The organism is Pseudonocardia parietis (assembly GCF_017876315.1).
GTDB lineage: Bacteria > Actinomycetota > Actinomycetes > Mycobacteriales > Pseudonocardiaceae > Pseudonocardia > Pseudonocardia parietis.
Genome location: NZ_JAGINU010000001.1, coordinates 4,881,526 through 4,901,410 on the forward strand (window position 1 = coordinate 4,881,526; position 19,885 = coordinate 4,901,410).

The window sequence follows — 19,885 nt, forward strand, 5'->3', positions numbered from 1 at the left end:
CCCGGCGGGCGGGACGGGGTGGATGCGCCCCGGGCACTGCCGGGTACGGTCGGTTGCACGGCGGCGGCACCATCCGGCAGACGGTCGCGCGGTAGCCGCGTGCCCCCGTCGCCAGCGCGGCACCGCGGCACGAGCAGTGCAGGAGGCGGTGCCGGTGGAGTCCCGCAACGGGCGGCGCGACCACGCGTCGGTACCGGACGCCTGGCTGCGCCGGGTGGCCGAGGAGGCGGGCCGCGGCGCCGGTGACGTCCCGCCCGAGCTGCTGGGCGGCTTCCTCCGGGTGCTGGCCGACGCCGCGACTTCGGGGCGGCGTCCGGAGCAGGCCGAGCTCGACGCGGTCGGCCGCAACGGCCGTCGGGCGGCCGAGCTCGGAGTGTCCGCGGGCAACGCGGTGCAGCTCTACCTGTCCGCGGCGTGGCGGTTGTGGCGGGAGCTGCCCGCGACCGCCCGCTTCCCGGACGCGGCGGGCACCGCGACCGCCGCCGAGGCGGTCCTGCGCACCGTCGACCTCGCGGTGGCCGGGCTGGCCGACGGCTACACCGCCGCCCGCCGGGACATGGTCCGCGACGAGGAGACGCTGCGCCGCGAGCTGATCGAGGACCTGCTGCGCGGCGACGGCGACGCCGGAGGGCTGGTGGAGCGGGCCGAACCGTTCGGGCTGGACCTCGGCACGCCGCACCAGGTCGCCCTCGCCTCCCCGTCGGCCCGTCCCGCCCGCGCCGACGCGGTCCCCGGCGCGCTGGAGCGGTCGGTCGTGCAGGGCGTCGGCGACCGTGACGTGCTCGTCGCCACCAAGGACGGGCGCGTCGTCGTGATCGCTCCCGCACCGGGCGCCGGCGGCCCCGGACTGGGGCCGCTGCTGCACGCCGAGCTGACCCGATCCGGCCGGGGCCTGCCGTGGCGGGTCGCGGTGGGCCGCCCGCACCCCGGCTCGTACGGGATCGCCCGGTCCTACGAGGAGGCCAGGGAGACGCTGACGACGGCAGGCCGGTTGGGCCTGCGCACCCCGGTCCTGCGGGCCGAGGACATGCTCGTCTACCGGGTGCTGCTGCGCGACCAGCCGGCGATCACCGATCTGGTGCAGACCGTCGCGATACCGCTGGCCAAGGCCCGTGGCGGTGCGGAGCCGTTGCTGGAGACACTGGAGATCTGGTTCGCGACCGGCTGCGTGGTCGCCGAGACGGCCCGCAGGCTGCACCTGTCGGTCCGCGCGGTCTCCTACCGGCTGGAACGGATCGCCGAGCTGACCGGCCACGACCCGGCCGACCCGGCGCAGCGGTTCACGGTGCAGGCCGCGGTGCTCGGCGCGCGCCTGCTCGGCTGGCCGGCCCGCGACCTGCACCCCGGCGACGCCGGCTGAAGCCGACCGTGGCGGTGGGCGGGCGCGCGGCGCGGGGTAGCGTCGGCACGACCGATCTTGTCCAGTCCCGTACGAGCCCCGTGGAGGAGCCATGACCCTCACCGCCGGTGACCAGATCCCCGACGCCGCCCTCATGACCCCGACCGCCGAGGGCCCCAAGCCGGTGCAGTCCGCCACCGCGCTGGGCACCGGCACCGTCGTCCTGTTCGGCGTGCCGGGGGCGTTCACCCCGGCCTGCTCCGACACCCACCTGCCCGGCTTCGTGCTGCGGCGCGACGAGCTGAAGGCCAAGGGCGTCGACACCGTCGCCTGCACCGCCGTGAACGACGCCTTCGTGCTCGGCGCCTGGGCCGAGGCGCGCAACGTCGAGGACTCCGTCCTCATGCTGGCCGACGGCAACGCCGACTTCGCGAAGGCCGCCGGCCTGGACATGGACGGCAGCAAGTTCGGCCTCGGCACCCGCTCGAAGCGCTACGCCGCGATCATCAAGGACGGCGTCGTGCAGTGGATCGGCGTCGAGGACGCCCCGCCCTCGGTCGACGTCTCGGGCGTCGAGTCGGTCCTGAAGCAGCTCTGATCCCAGCTCCGGGCTCCTGAGCGAGCGGCACGCGGGCCTACACTGGCCCGCGTGCCGAAGCTCATCGGGGACTCCCTCGCCGCACACCGCGAGCAGGTGCGCGAGCGGGTGTTCGCCGCGCTGCGCGAGCAGCTCTACCGGCGCGGCTTCGAGGCGGTGACGCTGTCCGGGGTCGCCGCGGCGGCCGGCGTCGGCCGGTCGGCCATGTACAACCATTTCCCGGACCGTCAGGCACTGCTGGTCGCCTTCGTCGAGGCCGAGGCCGATCGCTACGTGACCGACCTCGACACCGCGCTGACCGGGGCGTCGTCCCCGCCGGAGCGCCTCGCCGTCTTCGCCCGGATGCAGCTGCGCCGCCTCGCGGAGTTCCACCTCCCGCCGGGACAGGCGCTCGCCGGGGCCCTCGATCCGCAGGCGTACCGCCGGATCGCCGCGCACGCCGACCCGATCGGCGACCGCCTGGTCACGATCCTGCGCGACGGGGCGGCCGACGGCTCGATGGCCGACGAGGACCCCGCCGTCCTCGCCGCCCTGGTGTCGGCCGCGCTGTCCAGCCGCCGGATCGTCGACGTCGGACCGTCCGAGCTGGACGCCACGGTGGCGACCGCGGTCCGGGCGGTGCAGCGGATGGTCGCCCCGCCGCACGGGGCGCACACATCGACATCCGCGTCCGGCTGAGGCTAGCCTTACCGCGTTCCAGGCCTTACGATCCGGATCTGACACGGTGTCATATCCGGCGCCGTGACGCTCCGCCGTACGGGAGGGCCGATGGGCGCCGCAACGACCTCGATCGGGACGCTGTCCGCCGAACTCCGCCAGGCCACCTGGGCTGTGCACGAGCGAGCGCACCGCTCCACCTACATGGCCGCACTGCTCGAGGGCGCGCTGCCGCTGGGCGCCTACACGCTGCTCGCCGAGCAGTACAGCGCCATCTACACCGCGCTCGAGGCGGCATCCGACACGATGGCCGACCACCCGGTCGCCGGGCCCTTCGTGATCGACGAGCTGCGGCGGCTGCCCGCCCTGCACGACGATCTGGACACCCTCGGCAGTGGTGTCCCGCGGATCCTGCCCGCCACCGCCCGTTACGTGGAGCGGCTGCACACCTGCGCGACCGACCCGGAGCGGTTCGTCGCCCACCACTACATCCGCTACCTCGGCGACCTGTCCGGCGGCCAGGTGATCGGCCGGACGCTGGAGCGCACCTACGGGCTCTCCGGCGACGGGGTCCGGTTCTACGACTTCTCCGCACTCGGCGCCCCGCCGCGTTTCCGCACCCGCTACCGGGAGCTGCTCGACGCGGCACCCTGGGACGCCGGAGCACGTTCGCGGGTGGCCGCGGAGGCGGTCCTCGGGTTCGAGCTGAACATCGAGGTGCTGTCCGAGATGGCCGACGAGGTCGGGCTCGACCAGCCGCTCGCGTCCTGAACGCCCGCAGCGCGGCGGACCGTGTCCGGGCCCGTCCCGGGGCCGGCCGTTCGCGGGGAGCGACACCGTGAAGCTGTCGATCGTCGATCTCGGGACCGTCGCCCCCGGCACCACCGAGACCGACGGGCTGGCCGACTCCCTGGCGACCGCCGAGCACGCCGACGAGGCCGGGTTCCACCGGATCTGGTTCGCCGAGCACCACCTGAGCCGCTCGGGTGCCTCGCACCATCCCGAGCTGCTGATCGCCGCGGCGGCGACGCGGACCTCACGCATCCGGCTGGGGTCGGGCGCGGTGCTGATGAACCACTACAGCCCGTTCAAGGTCGCCGAGATGTTCCAGCAGCTCGAGGCGATGGCGCCCGGGCGGATCGACCTCGGCATGGGCCGCGCCACCGCCGGGCCGGTGCTCGACCTGGCGCTGCGCAGGGACCGGCAGCAGCCCGTCCGGAACGACCACGAGCAGCAGGTGCTCGAGACCGTGGCCTGGCTGTACGGCGCCTTTCCCGAGGACCACCCGTTCGCCGGGCACCCGCTGATGCCGACCGTGCCCCGGGTCCCGCAGACCTGGCTGCTGGGGTCGAGCCCGGACGGCTCCGAGCTGGCCGCCGGCCTCGGCATCGGCTACACCTTCGCCGGGTTCATCAATCCGCAGGCGGCGGCGCCGGCCCTGCGCCACTACCGGCAGCGGTTCCGGTCCCGGGGCTTCGGGCTCGACACACCCCGCTCGATCCTCGCCGTCAACGTCACCGTCGGCGACACCCCCGCCGAGGGCAGGCACCTGGTCCGGTCCGCGAAGGGCTTCTACGCCCGCCTGGGCCGAGCCGGCCGCCGGGCCGGCTCCGTGCTCGTCCCCACCCCGGCGGACGCCGCCCGGGAGATGACCGGCGCCGAGGAGGACGAACCGACCGGGATCGTCGACGGCCGCTGGCCCCGTTTCGTCGCCGGCGGGCCCGACGACGTGCGCGCCACGCTGGAACGGATGCTCGAGCAGAGCGGCGCCGACGAGCTGATGGTCCAGGACCTCATCGCCGATCCCGCCGACCGCCGGCGGTCCCACGGCCTGCTCGCGGAGGCGTTCGGTCTCCGGCACCCGACCGGGGCCGCCGGCCGCGGGGAGCGGGCTACCTAGACTGGACCCGCCCCCCGACGACCGATCCCAGGAGAGCCCCCGGTGTCCAGCCCCGGCATCGACCCGGACGAGCTCACGACCGCGCTGAAGGTCCTCGCGCAGGTCGACGAGCTCGAGCCCGAACACCCGGACGCGGTCGTCGTCCGCCGCGCGACCGCACACATCTGGAAGTCGGTGCGCCTGCGCCGCCGGGCGGAGAAGCGGGAGCGCGAGTCCACGGCCGACGCCGACGTCACCGCGGCGACCGCGACCGGCGCGCGGGGCCGGATCGACGACGAGACGGCCGGCATCCCGCTGGTGTCCCCGACCCCGGGTGCCACGGCCGGGGTGCTGCACAAGGCCCGCGGGTGCTACGTGTGCAAGGTCCGCTACACCACGGTCGACGCGTTCTACCACCAGCTCTGCCCGGACTGCGCGGTGAGCCACCACGCCCACCGGTCGGCCCGTACCGACCTGACGGGCCGCCGCGCGCTGCTGACCGGCGGCCGGGCGAAGATCGGCATGTACATCGCGCTGCGGCTGCTGCGCGACGGTGCCCATCTCACGATCACCACCCGGTTCCCGCGCGACGCGGCCCGCCGGTTCGCCGCCGCCGACGGCAGCGCCGCCTGGCTGCACCGGCTGCGCGTGGTCGGCGTCGACCTGCGCGACCCGACACAGGTCGTCGCGCTGGCCGACGAGGTCGCCGCCGCGGGCCCGCTGGACATCCTGATCAACAACGCGGCACAGACGGTCCGCCGCTCCCCCGGCTCGTACTCGGCCCTCGAGGCCGCCGAGCAGGAGGCGCTGCCGCCCGGTGACCTCCCGGAGATCGTGTCGTTCACGAGCACGACCACGCGCGAGCACCCGGCGCTGCTCGCCGGCGCGATCGCGGGGCCGGACCTCGCGGCACTGGCCGTCACCGCCCGGTCCGCCTCGCCCGAGCGGATCGCCGCAGGCACCGCCGTCGACGCCGGCGGGCTGCTGCCCGACACCGCCGCCGTCAACAGCTGGGTCGACCACGTCGAGCACGTCGACCCGCTCGAGCTGCTCGAGGTGCAGCTGTGCAACCAGACGGCACCGTTCGTGCTGGTCTCCCGGCTCCGGGCGGCGCTGGCCGCGTCACCGGCCCGCCGCAAGTACGTGGTGAACGTGTCGGCCATGGAGGGGGTGTTCGGCCGCGGCTACAAGGGGCCCGGGCACCCGCACACCAACATGGCGAAGGCGGCGCTGAACATGCTGACCCGCACCAGCGCCGAGGAGATGTTCGAGACCGACCGGATCCTGATGACCTCGGTCGACACCGGCTGGATCACCGACGAGCGCCCGCACCCGATGAAGCTGCGGCTCGCCGAGGAGGGGTTCCACGCGCCGCTGGACCTGTCCGACGGCGCGGCCCGGGTCTACCACCCGGTCGTCGCCGGTGAGGCGGGCGAGGACCTGCACGGGGTGTTCCTGAAGAACTACCGGACCTCGTCCTGGTAGCAGGGCCCTCCCGGTTCTGTCGGGGCTCGCCGCTACCGTGCGGATCGTGCTGGAACTGCATCGGGCCGAACGCGCCGACACCCTCGTGGACGCGCTGGCCGGCGTGCTCGGGGCGGGATCGGCGGACCCGTTCGTGCCCGAGGTCGTCGCGGTCCCGGAGCGGGGTGTCGAGCGGTGGCTGGCCCAGCGCCTGTCGCACCGGCTCGGCGCCGGCACGGGCTCCGGCGGGGTGTGCGCGAACGTCCGGTTCCCGTCGCCCGCGGCGCTGCTCGGTGAGGTCGTCGACACGGTCTGCGGCTCCGACCCGGAGACCGACCCGTGGGCCCCGGCCCGCGCGGTGTGGCCGCTGCTGGAGCTGATCGACGACGCGGTGCGGTCCGGTCAGGAGCGGTTCTCCGGGCTGTCCGCGCACCTGGAGCGCGGCGGGCACGGCCGCCGCTACGCGCTGGCCCGGGCGCTGGCCGGCCTGTTCGCGTCCTACGCGACGCACCGCCCGGCGCTGCTGCACGGCTGGCAGCGCGGCGCCGACGGGGTCCCCGCCGACCTGGCCTGGCAACCGGAGCTGTGGCGGCGGCTGCGGGCGCGGCTGGACGTGCCCGGCCCCGCCGAGCGGCTCGACGAGGCGGTCGCGGCACTGCGCGCGGGCGTCTCCGCCGGCGACGCTGTCCCGCAGCGGCTGTCGCTGTTCGGGCCGACCCGGCTCGCGGCCGAGCACCTCGCCGTGCTGGAGGCGCTGTCCGTGCACCGCGACGTGCACCTCTGGCTGCCGCACCCCTCCCCCGTCATGTGGGACGCGGTGCGGTCGGCCCGCCCCGCGGCGCCGCCGGCCCGGGCCGGCGACGACAGCGCGGCCCGGGTCCGCTCCCCGCTGCTGCGCTCGCTCGGCCGCGACGTCCGGGAGCTGGCGCTGCGGCTGCCCGCGGCGGGGCCCGGGGTGGTCGACACCCACCACCCGGCCCCCGAACCCGCTGGTGCGCCGCCGCTGCTGCGGCTGCTGCAGGAGTCCCTGCGCGACGACGTCGCGCCGCCGCCCCCGGACGAGCGGCCACTGCTCGACGGGGCGGACCGCAGCATCGTCCTGCACTCCTGCCACGGCCCGGACCGGCAGGTCGAGGTCCTGCGCGAGGCGCTGCTCGGGCTGCTCGCCGCCGACGACACCCTCGAACCCCGCGACATCGTGGTGATGTGCCCGGACATCGAGGTGTTCGCACCGCTGATCACCGCGTCGTTCGGGCTGGCCCCCGACGCCTCCGGCGACGACGGCGCCGGCCCGTCCCGCCACGAGCTGCACCCCGGGCACCTGCTCCGGGTACGGCTCGCCGACCGGGCGTTGCGGCAGGCCAACCCGCTGCTCGGCACGGTCTCCACGCTGCTCGAGCTCGCCGGGTCCCGGCTCACCGCGTCGCAGGTGCTGGACCTGATCTCCTCCGGGCCGGTGCGGCGCCGCTTCCGGCTCGACGACGACGCCTCCGAACGCCTCTCCGAGCTGATCACCGCGGCCGGTGTCCGCTGGGGCCTCGACGCCGGGCACCGCGCCCCGTACCGGCTCGAGGGCGTCGAGCAGAACACCTGGCGCGCGGGCCTGGACCGGCTGCTCGTCGGCGTCGCGATGGCCGAGACGCCCGGCGCGCCCGCCTGGCTCGGCACCGCGCTGCCGCTGGACGAGGTGGACTCCTCCGACGTCGACGTGGTCGGGCGGCTCGCCGAGATCGTCGACCGGCTGGGCACGGTGCTCGGCGCGCTGCACGGGCCGCAGCCGCTGTCGTCGTGGATCGCCGCGCTCGAGGAGGGGCTCGCCGCGCTGACCGACACGCCGCCGTCCGAGGCCTGGCAGGCCACGCAGGCCCGGGCCGAGCTGGCCGACGTGCTGCACTCGGCAGGCCCGCAGGCCGCGACCGTCGACCTCGACCTGCCCGACGTGCGCGGCCTGCTGGCCGAGCGGCTGCGCGGGCGCCCCAGCCGGGCGAACTTCCGCACCGGCACGCTCACCGTCGCGACACTGGTCCCGATGCGCGCGGTCCCGCACCGGGTGGTGTGCCTGCTGGGCTGCGACGATGGCGTCTTCCCCCGGGCCGGCGCCGCGGACGGCGACGACGTCCTCGCCCGGGACCCGGTGGCCGGCGAGCGGGACCCGCGCGGCGAGGACCGCCAGCTGCTGCTCGACGCGATCTGCTCGGCGACCGAGCACCTGGTCGTCGTCAGCTCCGGTGCCGACGAGCGGACGGGGGCCCATCGGCCGCCCGCCGTACCGATCGGCGAGCTGTGCGACGCGATCGACGCCTGTGTGCACACCGGAACCGAGCAGCGCGCGTCGGAGGCGTTGCGGGCCCGGCACCCGCTGCAGCCGCACCACCGGGACAACTTCCTGCCCGGCGCGCTGCTGGCCGGCGGCCCGTTCAGCTTCGACCGGGCCGCGCTGCGCGGCGCCGAGGCCGCGGGCGGCCCCCGCCGCGCGGCGCCCCTGTTCCCGGCCGCCCCGCTGCCCGAGCCCGACGACGGCGTCGACACCGACACCGTCGAGCTGGACGAGCTGGCCGCGTTCGTCGAGCACCCGGTCCGCGCGTTCCTGCGCCAGCGGGTGCGGGTGCTGCCGCCCGGGGAGAGCGAGGAACCGGACGACGCGCTGCCGGTCGAGCTGGACGGGCTGGCGGCCTGGAAGATCGGGGACCGGCTGCTCGCCGACCGGCTCGCCGGCGCCCCGCCGCCCGCCGTCGCGCGGGCCGAGACGCTGCGCGGCGATCTCCCGCCCGGTGGGCTCGGGCGCCGGGTGCTGTCCGAGGTCGGGGGCCGGGTGGAGCCGCTGGTCGCCCTGGCCGGGGCGGTCCGGACCGGAGAGGCCTTCTCCCAGGACCTGGTGGCGTCGCTGACCGGGACGCCGCTCGACGGCGTCACGGTGACCGGGACCGTGCCCGGACTGCACGGCGACGTCGTCGTCCGGGTGGAGTACTCCCGGCTCAAGGCCAAGCACCGGCTGCGTGCCTGGGTGCAGCTGCTCGCGCTCACCGCGGCGCACCCGGACCGGTCCTGGACGGCGGTCACGATCGGCCGGGGCAGCGGTGGCGCCGCCCGTTCCACGCTGGGGCCGGTCGACCCGGCCCGGGCCCGGGCGGCGCTGGCCGACCTGGTCGCGCTGCGCCGGGAGGGCCTGCGCGAGCCGCTGCCGTTGCCCACCGACGCGGCCGCGGTCTACGCCCGCAACCGGGCCCGCGGGGTGGTGCCGGCGAACGCGCTGGCCGCCGCGGGCGCGGAGTGGTCGAAGTTCGAGCACGAGGACGCCGCGCACGTCTTCGTCCGCGGGGCCGGTGCCCCGCTGATCGTGCACGACGAACCCGGCGCCGGGGCCGAGCCGACCCGGTTCGGGGCGCTGGCCGCCCGGCTGTGGGCTCCGTTGCTCGACCACGAGAGTCAGGACGCACCATGAGCGCCGCGACCGCCGTCCTCTCCGCGCCCACCTTCGAGGTGGACGGCCCGCTGCCCGACGGCACCGTCGTGCTCGAGGCCAGCGCCGGGACCGGCAAGACCTACACGATCGCCGCCCTGGCCACCCGCTACGTGGCCGAGGGGGTCGCCGGGCTGGACCGGCTGATGCTGGTGACGTTCGGCCGGGACGCCACCCAGGAGCTGCGCGAACGGGTCCGGGAGCGCCTCGTCGGCACCGAGCGGGCGCTCGCCGCGGTGCTCGCGGGCGGGCAGGCGCCGGTGCGGGCCGCCGACCCGGTGGTGGCGCTGCTCGCCGACGGTGACCCGGCCGAGGTCGAGCTGCGGCGCGCGCGGCTGGCGGACGCCGCGGCGTCGTTCGACGCGGCCACGATCGCGACCACCCACCAGTTCTGCAGCCAGATGCTGGCCGGGCTCGGTGTGGCGGGCGACAACGACCCGGACGCGGAGTTCGTCGAGCACGTCGACGACGTCGTCACCGAGGTCGTCGACGACTTCTACGTCCGCAAGTACGCGAGCCCGAGTGCCGGGAAGCCGGCGTTCACCCGGACCGAGGCGCTCGCGCTGGCCCGCCGCGCGGTGGGCGACCCGCAGGCCGCGCTCGAGCCGCGCGACGCCGACCCCGCCTCGGTCGCCGCCACCCGGTACGGGTTCGCCACGGCCGTGCGGCGCGAGGTGGACGCCCGCAAGCGCCGGCTGCGGATCTACAGCTACGACGACATGCTGTCCCGGCTGGCGGCGGCGCTGCGCGACCCGTTGCGCGGCCCCGCGGCCCGCGAGCGGCTGCGGTCGCGGTTCTCGGTCGTGCTGGTCGACGAGTTCCAGGACACCGACCCGCTGCAGTGGGAGATCCTCTCGCTCGCCTTCCACGAGGCCCCGGCGACGACACTGGTACTGATCGGCGACCCGAAACAGGCGATCTACGCGTTCCGCGGGGCGGACGTGCACAGCTACCTGCGGGCCGCCGGGGCCGCGACCCGGCGGCGGACCCTGGACACCAACCGGCGCAGCGACTCCGCACTGCTCGAGGCGCTGGACAGGGTGTTCGACGAGGCCGCCCTCGGCGACGGCGGGATCGTGGTGCACCGGGTCGACGCGGCGCACCACGGCCGGCGGCTCGAGGCGCGCCGGGACGCGCCGCTGCGCCTGCGCGCCGTCGACCGGGACCGGCTCGATCTCACCGGCCGGCGGCTCGGGCGGGCGGCCGGGGCCCGCCGCGTCGTCGCCCGGGACGTCGCCGTCGACCTCTCCGAGCTCCTCGACGGCTCCGCCCGCTACGCCGGGGAGACACTGCGGCCCGGTCAGGTGGCGGTGCTCGTGCGCACCAACGCCCAGGGCGTCCTCGTCCGGGACGCGTGCGCCGAGACCGGTGTGCCCGCGGTGCTGACCGGCAGCACCAGCGTGTTCACCACACCGGTCGCCCGGGAGTGGCTGACCCTGCTGGAGGCCGTCGAGCAGCCGCAGCGGTCGCTGCGGCTGCGGTCTGCGGCGCTCACCCGGTTCGTCGGGCACACGGTCGCCGACCTGTGCGGGCCCGACGCCGACCGGCTGGTCGACCAGCTCGGCGCCGACCTGCGCGCCTGGCACCAGGTGCTCGCCGACCGCGGGGTCGCCGCCCTACAGGAGGCGGTGTTCGTCCGCTACGCCCCGGCGCAGCGCCTGCTGGCCCGGCCGGACGGCGAGCGCGACCTGACCGACCTGCGCCACGTCGGGCAGGTGCTGCACTCCGCGGCGCTGGAACGCCACCTGGGCCCGACCGCGCTCACCGAGTGGCTGCGGCACCGGATCGGCGAGGCCGCGCGGGACACCTCGGCGGAACGGAGCCGGCGCCTGGAGTCCGACGCCGACGCGGTCCAGATCGTCACCGTGCACCGGTCCAAGGGACTGGAGTTCCCGGTCGTCTACCTGCCGTTCGCGTGGGACCGCTGGGTCAACGACACCCCCGACCCGCTCCTCTACCACGACGCCGCCGGGGGCGCGCCGCGCCGGCTGCTCGACGTCGGCGGGGCGTCCGGTCCGGACCGCACCCGGCGCACGGCGCTGCACCAGGCCGAGGAGGCGGGCGAGGACCTGCGGTTGCTCTACGTCGCGCTGACCCGCGCCTGCAGCCAGGTCGTCGCCTGGTGGGTGCCCGCGACGACGACGGCGTCGTCGTCGCTGCACCGGACGCTGTTCGGCCACCACGGTGCCGGTACCGAGCCGGAGGCCGCGGCCAAGGTCCCCGGCGACGCCGACGCGGTGCGCTTCCTGGGGGAGCGGCTCGCCGGCAGCGGCGCCGTCGTGGAGACGCTGCACGACCGGGAACCTACGCACCGGCCGGCCGAGCCGGAGCACGGCCGTCCCGAGGTGGCCGAGTTCCGCCGCACCCTCGACACGGCCTGGCGGCGCACGTCCTACACCGCGCTGACCGCCGCGGCACACGCCGCACACCGGTCGCCCACCGAGCCCGACGACGACAGCACCCCGTCCGCCGTCCCCGGTGTGCTCAGCGAGCCGGAGGACGAGGGCGTCCGCGACGAACCGGAGCCCGCAGCGGCAGGGGGCTCCTCCCCCGCCGTGGACTCGGCCGCGCTCGCCTCCCCGATGGCGGACCTGCCGATGGGCGCCGGGTTCGGCACACTCGTGCACGCCGTTCTCGAGCACCTCGACACCACGGTCGCCGCGCAGGGTGACGCCGCGCTGCGCGCCGAGCTGATCCGGCACGTCACCGCCGAGCTGCGCCGCCAGCCGGCCGACGTCGACCCCGAGCAGCTCGCGGACGCACTCGTCCCGGTGCTGCGCACGCCGCTCGGACCGCTCGCCGCCGGGCGGTCCCTGGCCGACGTGGCCCCGGCCGACCGGCTGTCCGAACTGGACTTCGAGCTGCCGCTGTGTGGCGGTGACACCCCGTCCGGGCGGCTCACCCTGGCCGGCCTCGCCGCGGCGGTACGCCGACACCTCGGCCCCGGCGACATCCTGCACGGCTACGCCGACCGGCTCGACTCCCCCGACCTGGCCGGGCAGCCGTTGCGCGGCTACCTCACCGGCAGCATCGACTCGGTGCTGCGGGTGGACGGCCGGTTCCTCGTCGTCGACTACAAGACGAACTGGCTCGGCCCCGTCGGGGCGACCGGCCGGGAGCCGCTCACCGCGGCGCACTACACCGCGCCACGACTGGCCGAGGCGATGGCCGACGCCCACTACCCGCTGCAGGCGTTGCTCTACGCCGTCGCGCTGCACCGCTACCTGCGGTGGCGGCTGCCCGGCTACGACCCGGCGACCCACCTGGGCGGGGTCGGCTACCTGTTCCTGCGCGGCATGTGCGGACCGGACACCCCGATCACCGGAGACGGCCCGCTCGCCGCGCCCTGCGGCGTCTTCGCCTGGCGGCCGCCGGCCGCGCTGGTGGAGGACCTGTCCGATCTCCTGGACGGAGGCACCGCGTGAACGGCTCCGCGACCGCTCCCCTCACGCCGCACCGGGCGACGGTGCCCGAACGCGACCCCTACGGCCCGCGCGCGGCGCGTACCGCCACCGGGATCGCGGCGGCGTTCAACGAGGCCGACGTCCTCGCGCCCGGCGACCTGCACGTGGCGCGGCGCCTCGCAGGCCTGGGCGGGCGCGGCGACCCGATCGGCGCGACCGACCCCGCGTCTGCCGAGCCCGAGGCCGTCGTGCTCGCCGCCGCGCTGGCGGTGCGCGCGATCCGCAACGGCTCGGTCTGCGTCGACCTCGACACGGTGGCGACGACGACCGCGGGTGAGGGCGAGGTCGCCGTCGACGTCACCGGCCTGCCCTGGCCGGACCCGGCCGGGTGGCGGGCCGCCTGCGCGGCCAGCCCGCTGGTCTCCGAGGGCGCCGCGGCCCCGGCCGACCGGCCGCTGCGCCTGCTGGGGAACCTGCTGTACCTGGAGCGGTACTGGCAGGAGGAGGAGCTGGTGCGCCGCGAGTTCACCGCCCGCTCCGGGCCGGTCACCGAGGTCGACCCGCAGCGGCTGTGTGCCGCGCTCGACCGGCTGCTCGACCTGCCGGGGGCGGAGCGGCAGCGGCTCGCCGCCGCGGTGGCGGCGCTGCGTCCGGTCACCGTCATCGCCGGCGGCCCCGGTACCGGCAAGACCACGACCGTCGCCCGCATGCTCGCCGTGCTCCACGACCTGCACCGGGCCGACGCCCGCCCCGGCAGGCCCGGGCTGCGGGTCGCGCTCGCCGCGCCGACCGGCAAGGCCGCCGCCCGGCTCACCCAGTCGGTGGCCGAGGCCGCCCGCGCGCTGGCACCGGATGACCGCGCCGCGATCGAGGGGACGACGGCCTCCACCCTGCACCGGCTGCTCGGCTCCCGGGGCACCTCGGGGCGCTTCCGCCACCACCGCGGCAACCGGCTGCCGCACGACGTCGTGGTCGTCGACGAGACGTCGATGGTGTCGCTGACGATGATGGCGCGGCTGCTGGAGGCCGTCCGCCCGGACGCCCGGCTGGTGCTGGTCGGCGATCCCGAGCAGCTCGCGTCGGTGGAGGCGGGCGCCGTGCTCGGTGACCTGGCCGCCGCCGACGGCCGCGAGGAACCGCACCTGCAGGCCGCGCTCGAGCGGTGCGGCGCCTTCCGGGCCGACCGTCCGGTCCCGCCACAGCTGCCGGACGGCTCGCTCCCGGCGCCCGCGGGCCCCGGGACGCCGGGCACCCCGGTGCCGGTGCGCAACGGGGTCGTCCGGCTGGAACGCAACTGGCGGTTCGGCGGCGCGATCGCGGAGTTCGCCGCCGCCGTGCAGCACGCCGACGGCGACGCCGCCGTGGCGCTGCTGAGGCAGGGCTCGGCGGAGCTCACGTTCGTCCCGGCCGATCCGGCCGAGATCGGGGCGGCGCAGCTCGGCCCGTTCCGGCAGCAGGTCGTCGGCGCCGCCACCGACCTCATCGGCGCTGCCGAGGACGGGAACGTCGACCAGGCGCTGCGCGTGCTCGACGGGCACCGGGTGCTGTGCGGGCACCGCCGCGGCCCCTACGGCGTCGCCCGCTGGACCACCGAGATCGAGCGGTGGCTCGACGCCGCCCGCCCCGGCTACGCCGCCGAGGCTCCCTGGTATCCGGGGCGTCCGCTGCTGGTCACCACGAACGACTACGACCTGGGGTTGTTCAACGGCGACACCGGCGTCGTCGTCCGGACCCCGCAGGGGCGGCGGGCGGTGTTCGTCCGGGACGGCAGGCCCGCCGGGTTCGAACCGGCCCGGCTCGGCGGCGTCGGCACGGTCTACGCGATGACCGTGCACCGCAGCCAGGGAAGCCAGTTCGAGCGGATCACCGTGGTCCTGCCACCCGCCGACTCGCCGCTCATGACCCGCGAGCTGCTCTACACCGCGGTCACCCGGGCGCGGGGCCACGTCCGGATCATCGGCACCGAGGAGTCGGTGCGGGCCGCGATCGCGCGGCCGGCCGGGCGGGCCAGCGGGTTGAAGGAGCGGCTCGGTGCGCCGGGCTGAGACCCGCGGTCAGGAACCGGCGCGCGCCTTCTGCTCGCGGCTCTGCTTGTGCCCGGTCCGGAAGGCGACGAACACGATCAGGGCGAGGCTGATGTAGAGGGCGTACTGGTCGACGGCGAGGACCACGTCCACGGCGTGCTGCCCGAGTCCGTAGCCGAGCCCGGCGACCAGGCCGGTGATCAGGGCGGCACCGATCGCGTCGAACAGGAGGAAGGTGGTCAGCCGCATCCCGCCGAGCCCGGCCAGCGCGAACACCGCGACCGCGGGCACCCCGGGCAGCGCGGACCCGACGACCACCAGCGGCATCGCCCACCGCGGCCAGCCCCGCACCTTCGCGACGAACCGCTGTGCGACGTCACCCGGCGCGAACAACGTCACGACCTTCGGCCCCCAGCGACGCCCGGCCAACCAGAACAGCCAGTCGAACTTGATCATCCCGAACACCCCGGCGAAGATCACCAGCCACAGCTCGACCTCGCCGATCCGGGCGAACGCCGCGCCGGCGCCGATCGCCGAGAGGCTGCCGGTCACGAAGCTCAGCGCGACCGGGTGCGAGGCCAGCAGGAACGGGCGCAGCGGCATCGACAACGCCATCACCGCGATGACCCCGAGCGTGGAGAAGACGAGAACCTTGTCGCCACGGCTCATCGGGCTGTCCCACGGCATGGTGTCGCGCCACACCTGCTTCGCCTCCTCGATCTCCTCGGGGGTGGCCTTGCGGCGCGACCAGCGGCTCCGGCGGCCGGTGCTCCCGCTCGCGGCCTCGGTGCCCGGTGCATCCTCCGTGCCGGTCCCGGTCTTCTCCGCTCCCGTTCCAGCGGCCGGCTGCTCCCCCGCAGCCGGTTGCCCCGCGGCGGACCGGTCGTCCGTCAGCCCGCCGTCGGGCACCGGAGGACCGCTCCGCCCGCTCGTCGCGTCACCGCTCATCGCTCCCCCTCCGGTGACGGTCCGTCGTTCCGCCACGACACCGAGCCTAGGTGCCGGTGCACCCGCGCACCTCGTCGGCGGGAACGAGATGCCCGCGCCGAGGCGTCGTCCCCGGGGAGGACGGGTCACCGCGTAGCTCGCCGGTCCGGGCCGGAGGGGCTACCCGGCCAGGCCGCTGGTCGCGGTGATGTGGTCGGGGATCGCCCCGGCGAAGTCGCCCGTCGAGAGGGTGGAGGCCGGTTCGACCAGCATCACCACCGCGCCACCGGCCGACCTCGGCCGATGCTGCACCCCGCGGGGAACGACGTGCACGTCACGCGGGCCGAGCCGGACCAGGGCCTCGCCGCCGGGTTCGCCGCCGGGGTCGCGGCGCGCGATCTCGAGCTCGCCGGACAGGACGACGAAGACCTCGTCGGTGTCGGCGTGGGCGTGCCAGACGTGCTCGCCGCGAACCTTGGCGATCTTGACGGCCCAGTCGTTCACCCTGGCCACGATCCGTGGCGCCCAGAGCTCGTCGAACGAGGCGAGTAGGTCATCGATGTTGGTCACGTCGCTGCTCACGACACCGATCCTGGCTCTTGACCGACCGGACCGGTGAGTGCGACGAATAGCAGGTGTCGCAAGAATCGTCGCACCGGATCGGCGTCCTGGTCGACGACGGGTCGAACCCGTTCGAGCTCGCCTGCATGACCGAGGTACTCGGTATCGACCGCCCCGAGGTCGGCGGGCTGCTCTACGACCTGCGGTTCTGCGCACCGCAACCGCGCACGACGATGCGGCAGGCGTTCTTCGTGATGACCGGCACCGCCGGACTGGAGCTGCTCGACGACGTCGACACGGTGATCGTGCCCAACCGGCCCGACACCGACCGTCCGCACCCGCCCCGGGTGCTGGAGGCGCTGCGCCGCGCACACGCCCGCGGCGCCCGGATGGTCGGGATGTGCAGCGGCGCGTTCACCCTCGCCGAAGCCGGCCTGCTCGACGGCCGCTCGGCCACCGTGCACTGGCAGTGGATCGACCGCTTCCGTGCCGCTCACCCCGAGGTCGACCTGCGACCGGACGTGCTGTTCGTCGACGACGGTGACGTCCTCACCGCCGCCGGCAGCGCCTCCGCGCTCGATCTCGCCCTCCACATCGTCGCCCGCGACCACGGGGCGCAGACCGCCGCGGCCGTCGCCCGTCGCCGGGTCTTCGCCGCGCACCGCCCCGGCGGGCAGCGGCAGTTCATCGAGACCCCGCTGGCCCGCAGCCCTCGCAGCGACCCGCTCGCCCGGGTGCTCGAGTGGGCGAGCGAGCGCCTCGACCAGCGCCTGGACGTCGCGACCCTCGCCGCCCACGCCGGCCTGAGTCGCGCCGCGCTCCACCGCCGCTTCCGCTCCGAACTCGGCGTCACACCTCTGGCCTGGGTCGTCGCACAGCGCATCGCCCACGCCCGGCGCCTCCTGGAGACCACCGACCTGCCCGTCGAGCGCATCGCACGCCTGGCCGGTCTCGGAACCGGCACCACGCTGCGCACCCACCTCCAGGCCGCCACCGGACTCGGCCCCCGCGACTACCGCCGCCACCACGCCACGAGGGAGTAAGCATCTGTCCGGCACCCGCCGCTGATCAGGCACGGGGCCGGGCAGTCGCTTCCTGAGATCACCGGTTGGGGAGCGCAGCGAACGCGACGCGAACGCTGCACTCCACAACGGGTGATCACCCGGGCGGGAGGGTCTGGGAGGATCCGGGCGTGCCTCCCGTGACCAGTGCCGGACTGCTGTTGCACCGCCCCGGGCCGTCCGGGGTGCAGGTGCTGCTCGGCCACATGGGCGGTCCGTTCTGGGCCCGCAAGGACGCCCACGCCTGGTCGATCCCCAAGGGCGAGCACGGCGCCGAGGAGACCCCGCTGGACGCGGCCCGCCGCGAGTTCACCGAGGAGATGGGTGTCCCGGCGCCCGACGGCGAGCCGGTCGACCTGGGCTCGGTGCGCGGGTCCGGCAAGACCGTCACGGCGTTCGCGCTCGACGGCACGGGATTCACCGGTGCCGAGGCCGTCGCGCACCGCGCCGACGACGGCAGCTGGGTCGAGATCGAGTGGCCGCCCCGGTCCGGGCGCAGGCTGCGCTTCCCCGAGCTCGACCGCGCCGAGTGGTTCGACCTCCCCACCGCCCGGGAGAAGATCGTCAAGGGCCAGCTGCCCCTCCTCGACCGGCTGACCGAGGCACTGCGCACGCACTGACCACCGGACCTGGCAGAGTCGCGGCCATGAGCCGCCGCCACGACCACGACGCCGGGGGCGATCCGGAGACGCTCGCCCGCAAGGCCGAGCTGCGCGACGAGGTCTGGACCGCGCTGACCGAGCAGAAGGCCGCCCGTTTCCCCGGCGCCCGCAACCGCATCTCCAACTTCGTCGGGGCCGAGGCCGCGGGCCGGCGGCTGCGCGAGCTGGACGTCTGGCGCGCCGCCCGCACCGTCAAGTCCAACCCGGACTCCGCGCAGCTCCCGGTCCGGCAGTACGCACTCGAGGACGGCAAGACCGTTTACATGGCCGTGCCCAGGCTGGCCGAGGACGACCCGTTCTTCCTCCTCGACCCCGATCACCTCGCCGACCCGCCGCGCCGGGCGGTGTCGATCTCGAACGCGACCCGGTCGGCCCGCCGCGTCGCGGTGGACGAGCTGGAACCGGTCGACCTGGTCGTCACCGGCTGCGTCGCCGTCGGGGCGGACGGTGCCCGGCTCGGCAAGGGCGGCGGCTTCGCCGACCTGGAGTTCGCGCTCGCCCGGGAGGCCGGGCTGATCTCGGACGACACGCTCGTCGTCACCACGGTGCACGAGCTGCAGCTGCGCGACGCCGGCGTCATCCCGTGGGCGTCGCACGATGCTCCCGTCGATCTCGTCGTCACCCCGGACCGGGTGATCGACTGCCGGGAGCACCGGCGGACCCGCCCGGACGGTGGCATCGTCTGGGCATCGCTGACCGAGGAGAAGATCGCGGCCATCCCGCTGCTGGGCAGGCTGCGGAAGGAGGCCGGACAGTGACACCCGAGATCGTCGCGGTGCGCGGGGACATCACCGAGGCCGAGGTGGACGCCGTGGTCAACGCGGCCAACTCGACGCTGCTGGGCGGCGGCGGGGTGGACGGCGCGATCCACCGCCGCGGCGGCCCGGACATCCTCGCCGAGTGCAAGCAGCTGCGCGCCGACACCTACCCGGCAGGCCTGCCGACCGGCCGGGCCGCCGCCACCACGGCCGGGAACCTGCCGGCCCGCTGGGTGATCCACACCGTCGGCCCGGTGTACGCGAAGAGCGAGGACCGTTCGGAGCAGCTCGCGAGCGCCTACCGGGAGTCGCTGCGGGTCGCCGACGAGCTCGGCGCGCGGACCGTCGCGTTCCCCGCGATCTCCGCCGGCGTCTACGGCTGGCCGATCCCGGATGCCGCGCGGATCGCCGTCGAGACCGTCCGCGGGGCGGACACGGCCGTCGAGCAGGTGCGGTTCGTGCTGTTCAGTGACGACGTCCTGGCGGCGTTCGACGCCGCCGTAGGGTGATCACATGATCACCATCGAGGGCCGCTTCCCCGACGTCCACCCCGACGCCTGGGTCGCGCCCGGCGCCGTCGTCGCCGGCGCGGTGAGCATCGGCGCGGAGTCCGGTGTCTGGTACACCTGCGTCGTCCGTGCCGATCTCGCACCGATCACGATCGGCGCCCGGACCAACGTGCAGGACGGCACCGTGATCCACGCCGACCCCGGGTTCCCGGCGACGATCGGCGACGGCGTCACCATCGGCCACCGCGCCGTGCTGCACGGCTGCACCGTCGAGGACGACGTGCTGATCGGGATGGGCGCGGTGATCATGAACGGCGTCCACGTCGGCACGGGCTCGCTGATCGCCGCGGGCGCCGTCCTCACCCAGGGCACCCAGGTGCCACCGGGGTCGCTGGTCGCCGGGCTCCCCGGGAAGGTGCGCCGCGAGCTGAGCGACGACGAGCGGAATTCGATCCCGCTGAACGCCGCCGGCTACGTCCACCTGCTCGGCCTGCACCGCGACGCGAACGGCTGACCGGCCGGGACGTCCCGTGTTCCCGGGGCCTCCCCGGCCCGGCTGGGCCGGGAAGGTCTCGTACTACC

The 19,885-nt window shown here is 75.7% G+C and carries 16 protein-coding genes; 14 read left to right on the top strand and 2 right to left on the bottom strand.

Going from position 1 to position 19,885, the window contains the following annotated elements:
• Positions 1–154: 154 nt before the first annotated feature.
• The 9 genes from JOF36_RS22915 to recD all read left to right on the top strand — a co-directional run bounded on the left by JOF36_RS22915 (position 155) and on the right by recD (position 14,846).
• Entirely contained in the window at positions 155–1,360 is a 1,206-nt protein-coding gene (locus JOF36_RS22915) for a PucR family transcriptional regulator (protein WP_307862539.1), read from the top strand.
• Between the two features lie 91 nt (positions 1,361–1,451).
• Positions 1,452–1,937 (top strand): peroxiredoxin, encoded by a 486-nt coding sequence (locus tag JOF36_RS22920; protein WP_210030671.1) that lies wholly within the window; start codon positions 1,452–1,454, stop codon positions 1,935–1,937.
• 51 nt (positions 1,938–1,988) lie between these two features.
• Positions 1,989–2,615, top strand: coding sequence for a TetR/AcrR family transcriptional regulator (locus tag JOF36_RS22925; RefSeq protein ID WP_210030673.1), 627 nt, complete (start codon positions 1,989–1,991; stop codon positions 2,613–2,615).
• 90 nt (positions 2,616–2,705) lie between these two features.
• Positions 2,706–3,365, top strand: a complete 660-nt coding sequence (locus JOF36_RS22930; protein ID WP_210030675.1) for a biliverdin-producing heme oxygenase — start codon at positions 2,706–2,708, stop codon at positions 3,363–3,365.
• A gap of 67 nt (positions 3,366–3,432) precedes the next feature.
• Positions 3,433–4,494, top strand: a complete 1,062-nt coding sequence (locus JOF36_RS22935) for an MsnO8 family LLM class oxidoreductase (RefSeq protein ID WP_210030678.1) — start codon at positions 3,433–3,435, stop codon at positions 4,492–4,494.
• Between the two features lie 42 nt (positions 4,495–4,536).
• Positions 4,537–5,958 (top strand): SDR family NAD(P)-dependent oxidoreductase, encoded by a 1,422-nt coding sequence (locus tag JOF36_RS22940; RefSeq protein WP_210030680.1) that lies wholly within the window; start codon positions 4,537–4,539, stop codon positions 5,956–5,958.
• A 46-nt stretch (positions 5,959–6,004) separates the two neighbouring features.
• Positions 6,005–9,379, top strand: a complete 3,375-nt coding sequence (recC, locus tag JOF36_RS22945; RefSeq protein WP_307862540.1) for an exodeoxyribonuclease V subunit gamma — start codon at positions 6,005–6,007, stop codon at positions 9,377–9,379.
• Positions 9,376–12,822: a UvrD-helicase domain-containing protein gene (locus tag JOF36_RS22950; RefSeq protein ID WP_210030683.1), complete on the top strand. Its 3,447-nt coding sequence runs from the start codon at positions 9,376–9,378 to the stop codon at positions 12,820–12,822. The genes recC and JOF36_RS22950 overlap by 4 nt, the downstream gene beginning before the upstream one ends.
• On the top strand, positions 12,819–14,846 hold the full coding sequence (gene recD / locus JOF36_RS22955) for an exodeoxyribonuclease V subunit alpha (RefSeq protein ID WP_307862541.1): 2,028 nt from the start codon (positions 12,819–12,821) through the stop codon (positions 14,844–14,846). The genes JOF36_RS22950 and recD overlap by 4 nt, the downstream gene beginning before the upstream one ends.
• A gap of 9 nt (positions 14,847–14,855) precedes the next feature.
• Here recD and JOF36_RS22960 read toward each other — a convergent pair whose 3' ends face one another.
• Both JOF36_RS22960 and JOF36_RS22965 read right to left on the bottom strand, forming a co-directional pair.
• The gene (locus JOF36_RS22960) at positions 14,856–15,809 is read right to left on the bottom strand and encodes a DedA family protein (protein ID WP_307862542.1); all 954 of its coding nucleotides are present in this window, start codon (positions 15,807–15,809) and stop codon (positions 14,856–14,858) included.
• Positions 15,810–15,932: 123 nt separating this feature from the next.
• The gene (locus tag JOF36_RS22965) at positions 15,933–16,334 is read right to left on the bottom strand and encodes a cupin domain-containing protein (RefSeq protein WP_210030686.1); all 402 of its coding nucleotides are present in this window, start codon (positions 16,332–16,334) and stop codon (positions 15,933–15,935) included.
• Between the two features lie 53 nt (positions 16,335–16,387).
• On the opposite strand from JOF36_RS22965, the gene JOF36_RS22970 reads away from it, so the two are divergent.
• The 5 genes from JOF36_RS22970 to JOF36_RS22990 all read left to right on the top strand — a co-directional run bounded on the left by JOF36_RS22970 (position 16,388) and on the right by JOF36_RS22990 (position 19,817).
• Entirely contained in the window at positions 16,388–17,356 is a 969-nt protein-coding gene (locus tag JOF36_RS22970; RefSeq protein WP_210030688.1) for a GlxA family transcriptional regulator, read from the top strand.
• A 149-nt stretch (positions 17,357–17,505) separates the two neighbouring features.
• Positions 17,506–17,994: an NUDIX hydrolase gene (locus JOF36_RS22975; RefSeq protein WP_307862543.1), complete on the top strand. Its 489-nt coding sequence runs from the start codon at positions 17,506–17,508 to the stop codon at positions 17,992–17,994.
• 26 nt (positions 17,995–18,020) lie between these two features.
• Positions 18,021–18,794, top strand: coding sequence for a 5-formyltetrahydrofolate cyclo-ligase (locus tag JOF36_RS22980; RefSeq protein ID WP_210030690.1), 774 nt, complete (start codon positions 18,021–18,023; stop codon positions 18,792–18,794).
• Positions 18,791–19,303, top strand: a complete 513-nt coding sequence (locus JOF36_RS22985; protein ID WP_210030691.1) for an O-acetyl-ADP-ribose deacetylase — start codon at positions 18,791–18,793, stop codon at positions 19,301–19,303. Before JOF36_RS22980 ends, JOF36_RS22985 begins: the two co-directional genes overlap by 4 nt.
• Before the next feature lie 4 nt (positions 19,304–19,307).
• Complete coding sequence (locus JOF36_RS22990) at positions 19,308–19,817, top strand: gamma carbonic anhydrase family protein (protein WP_210030693.1); 510 nt, start codon at positions 19,308–19,310, stop codon at positions 19,815–19,817.
• Positions 19,818–19,885: the final 68 nt, after the last annotated feature.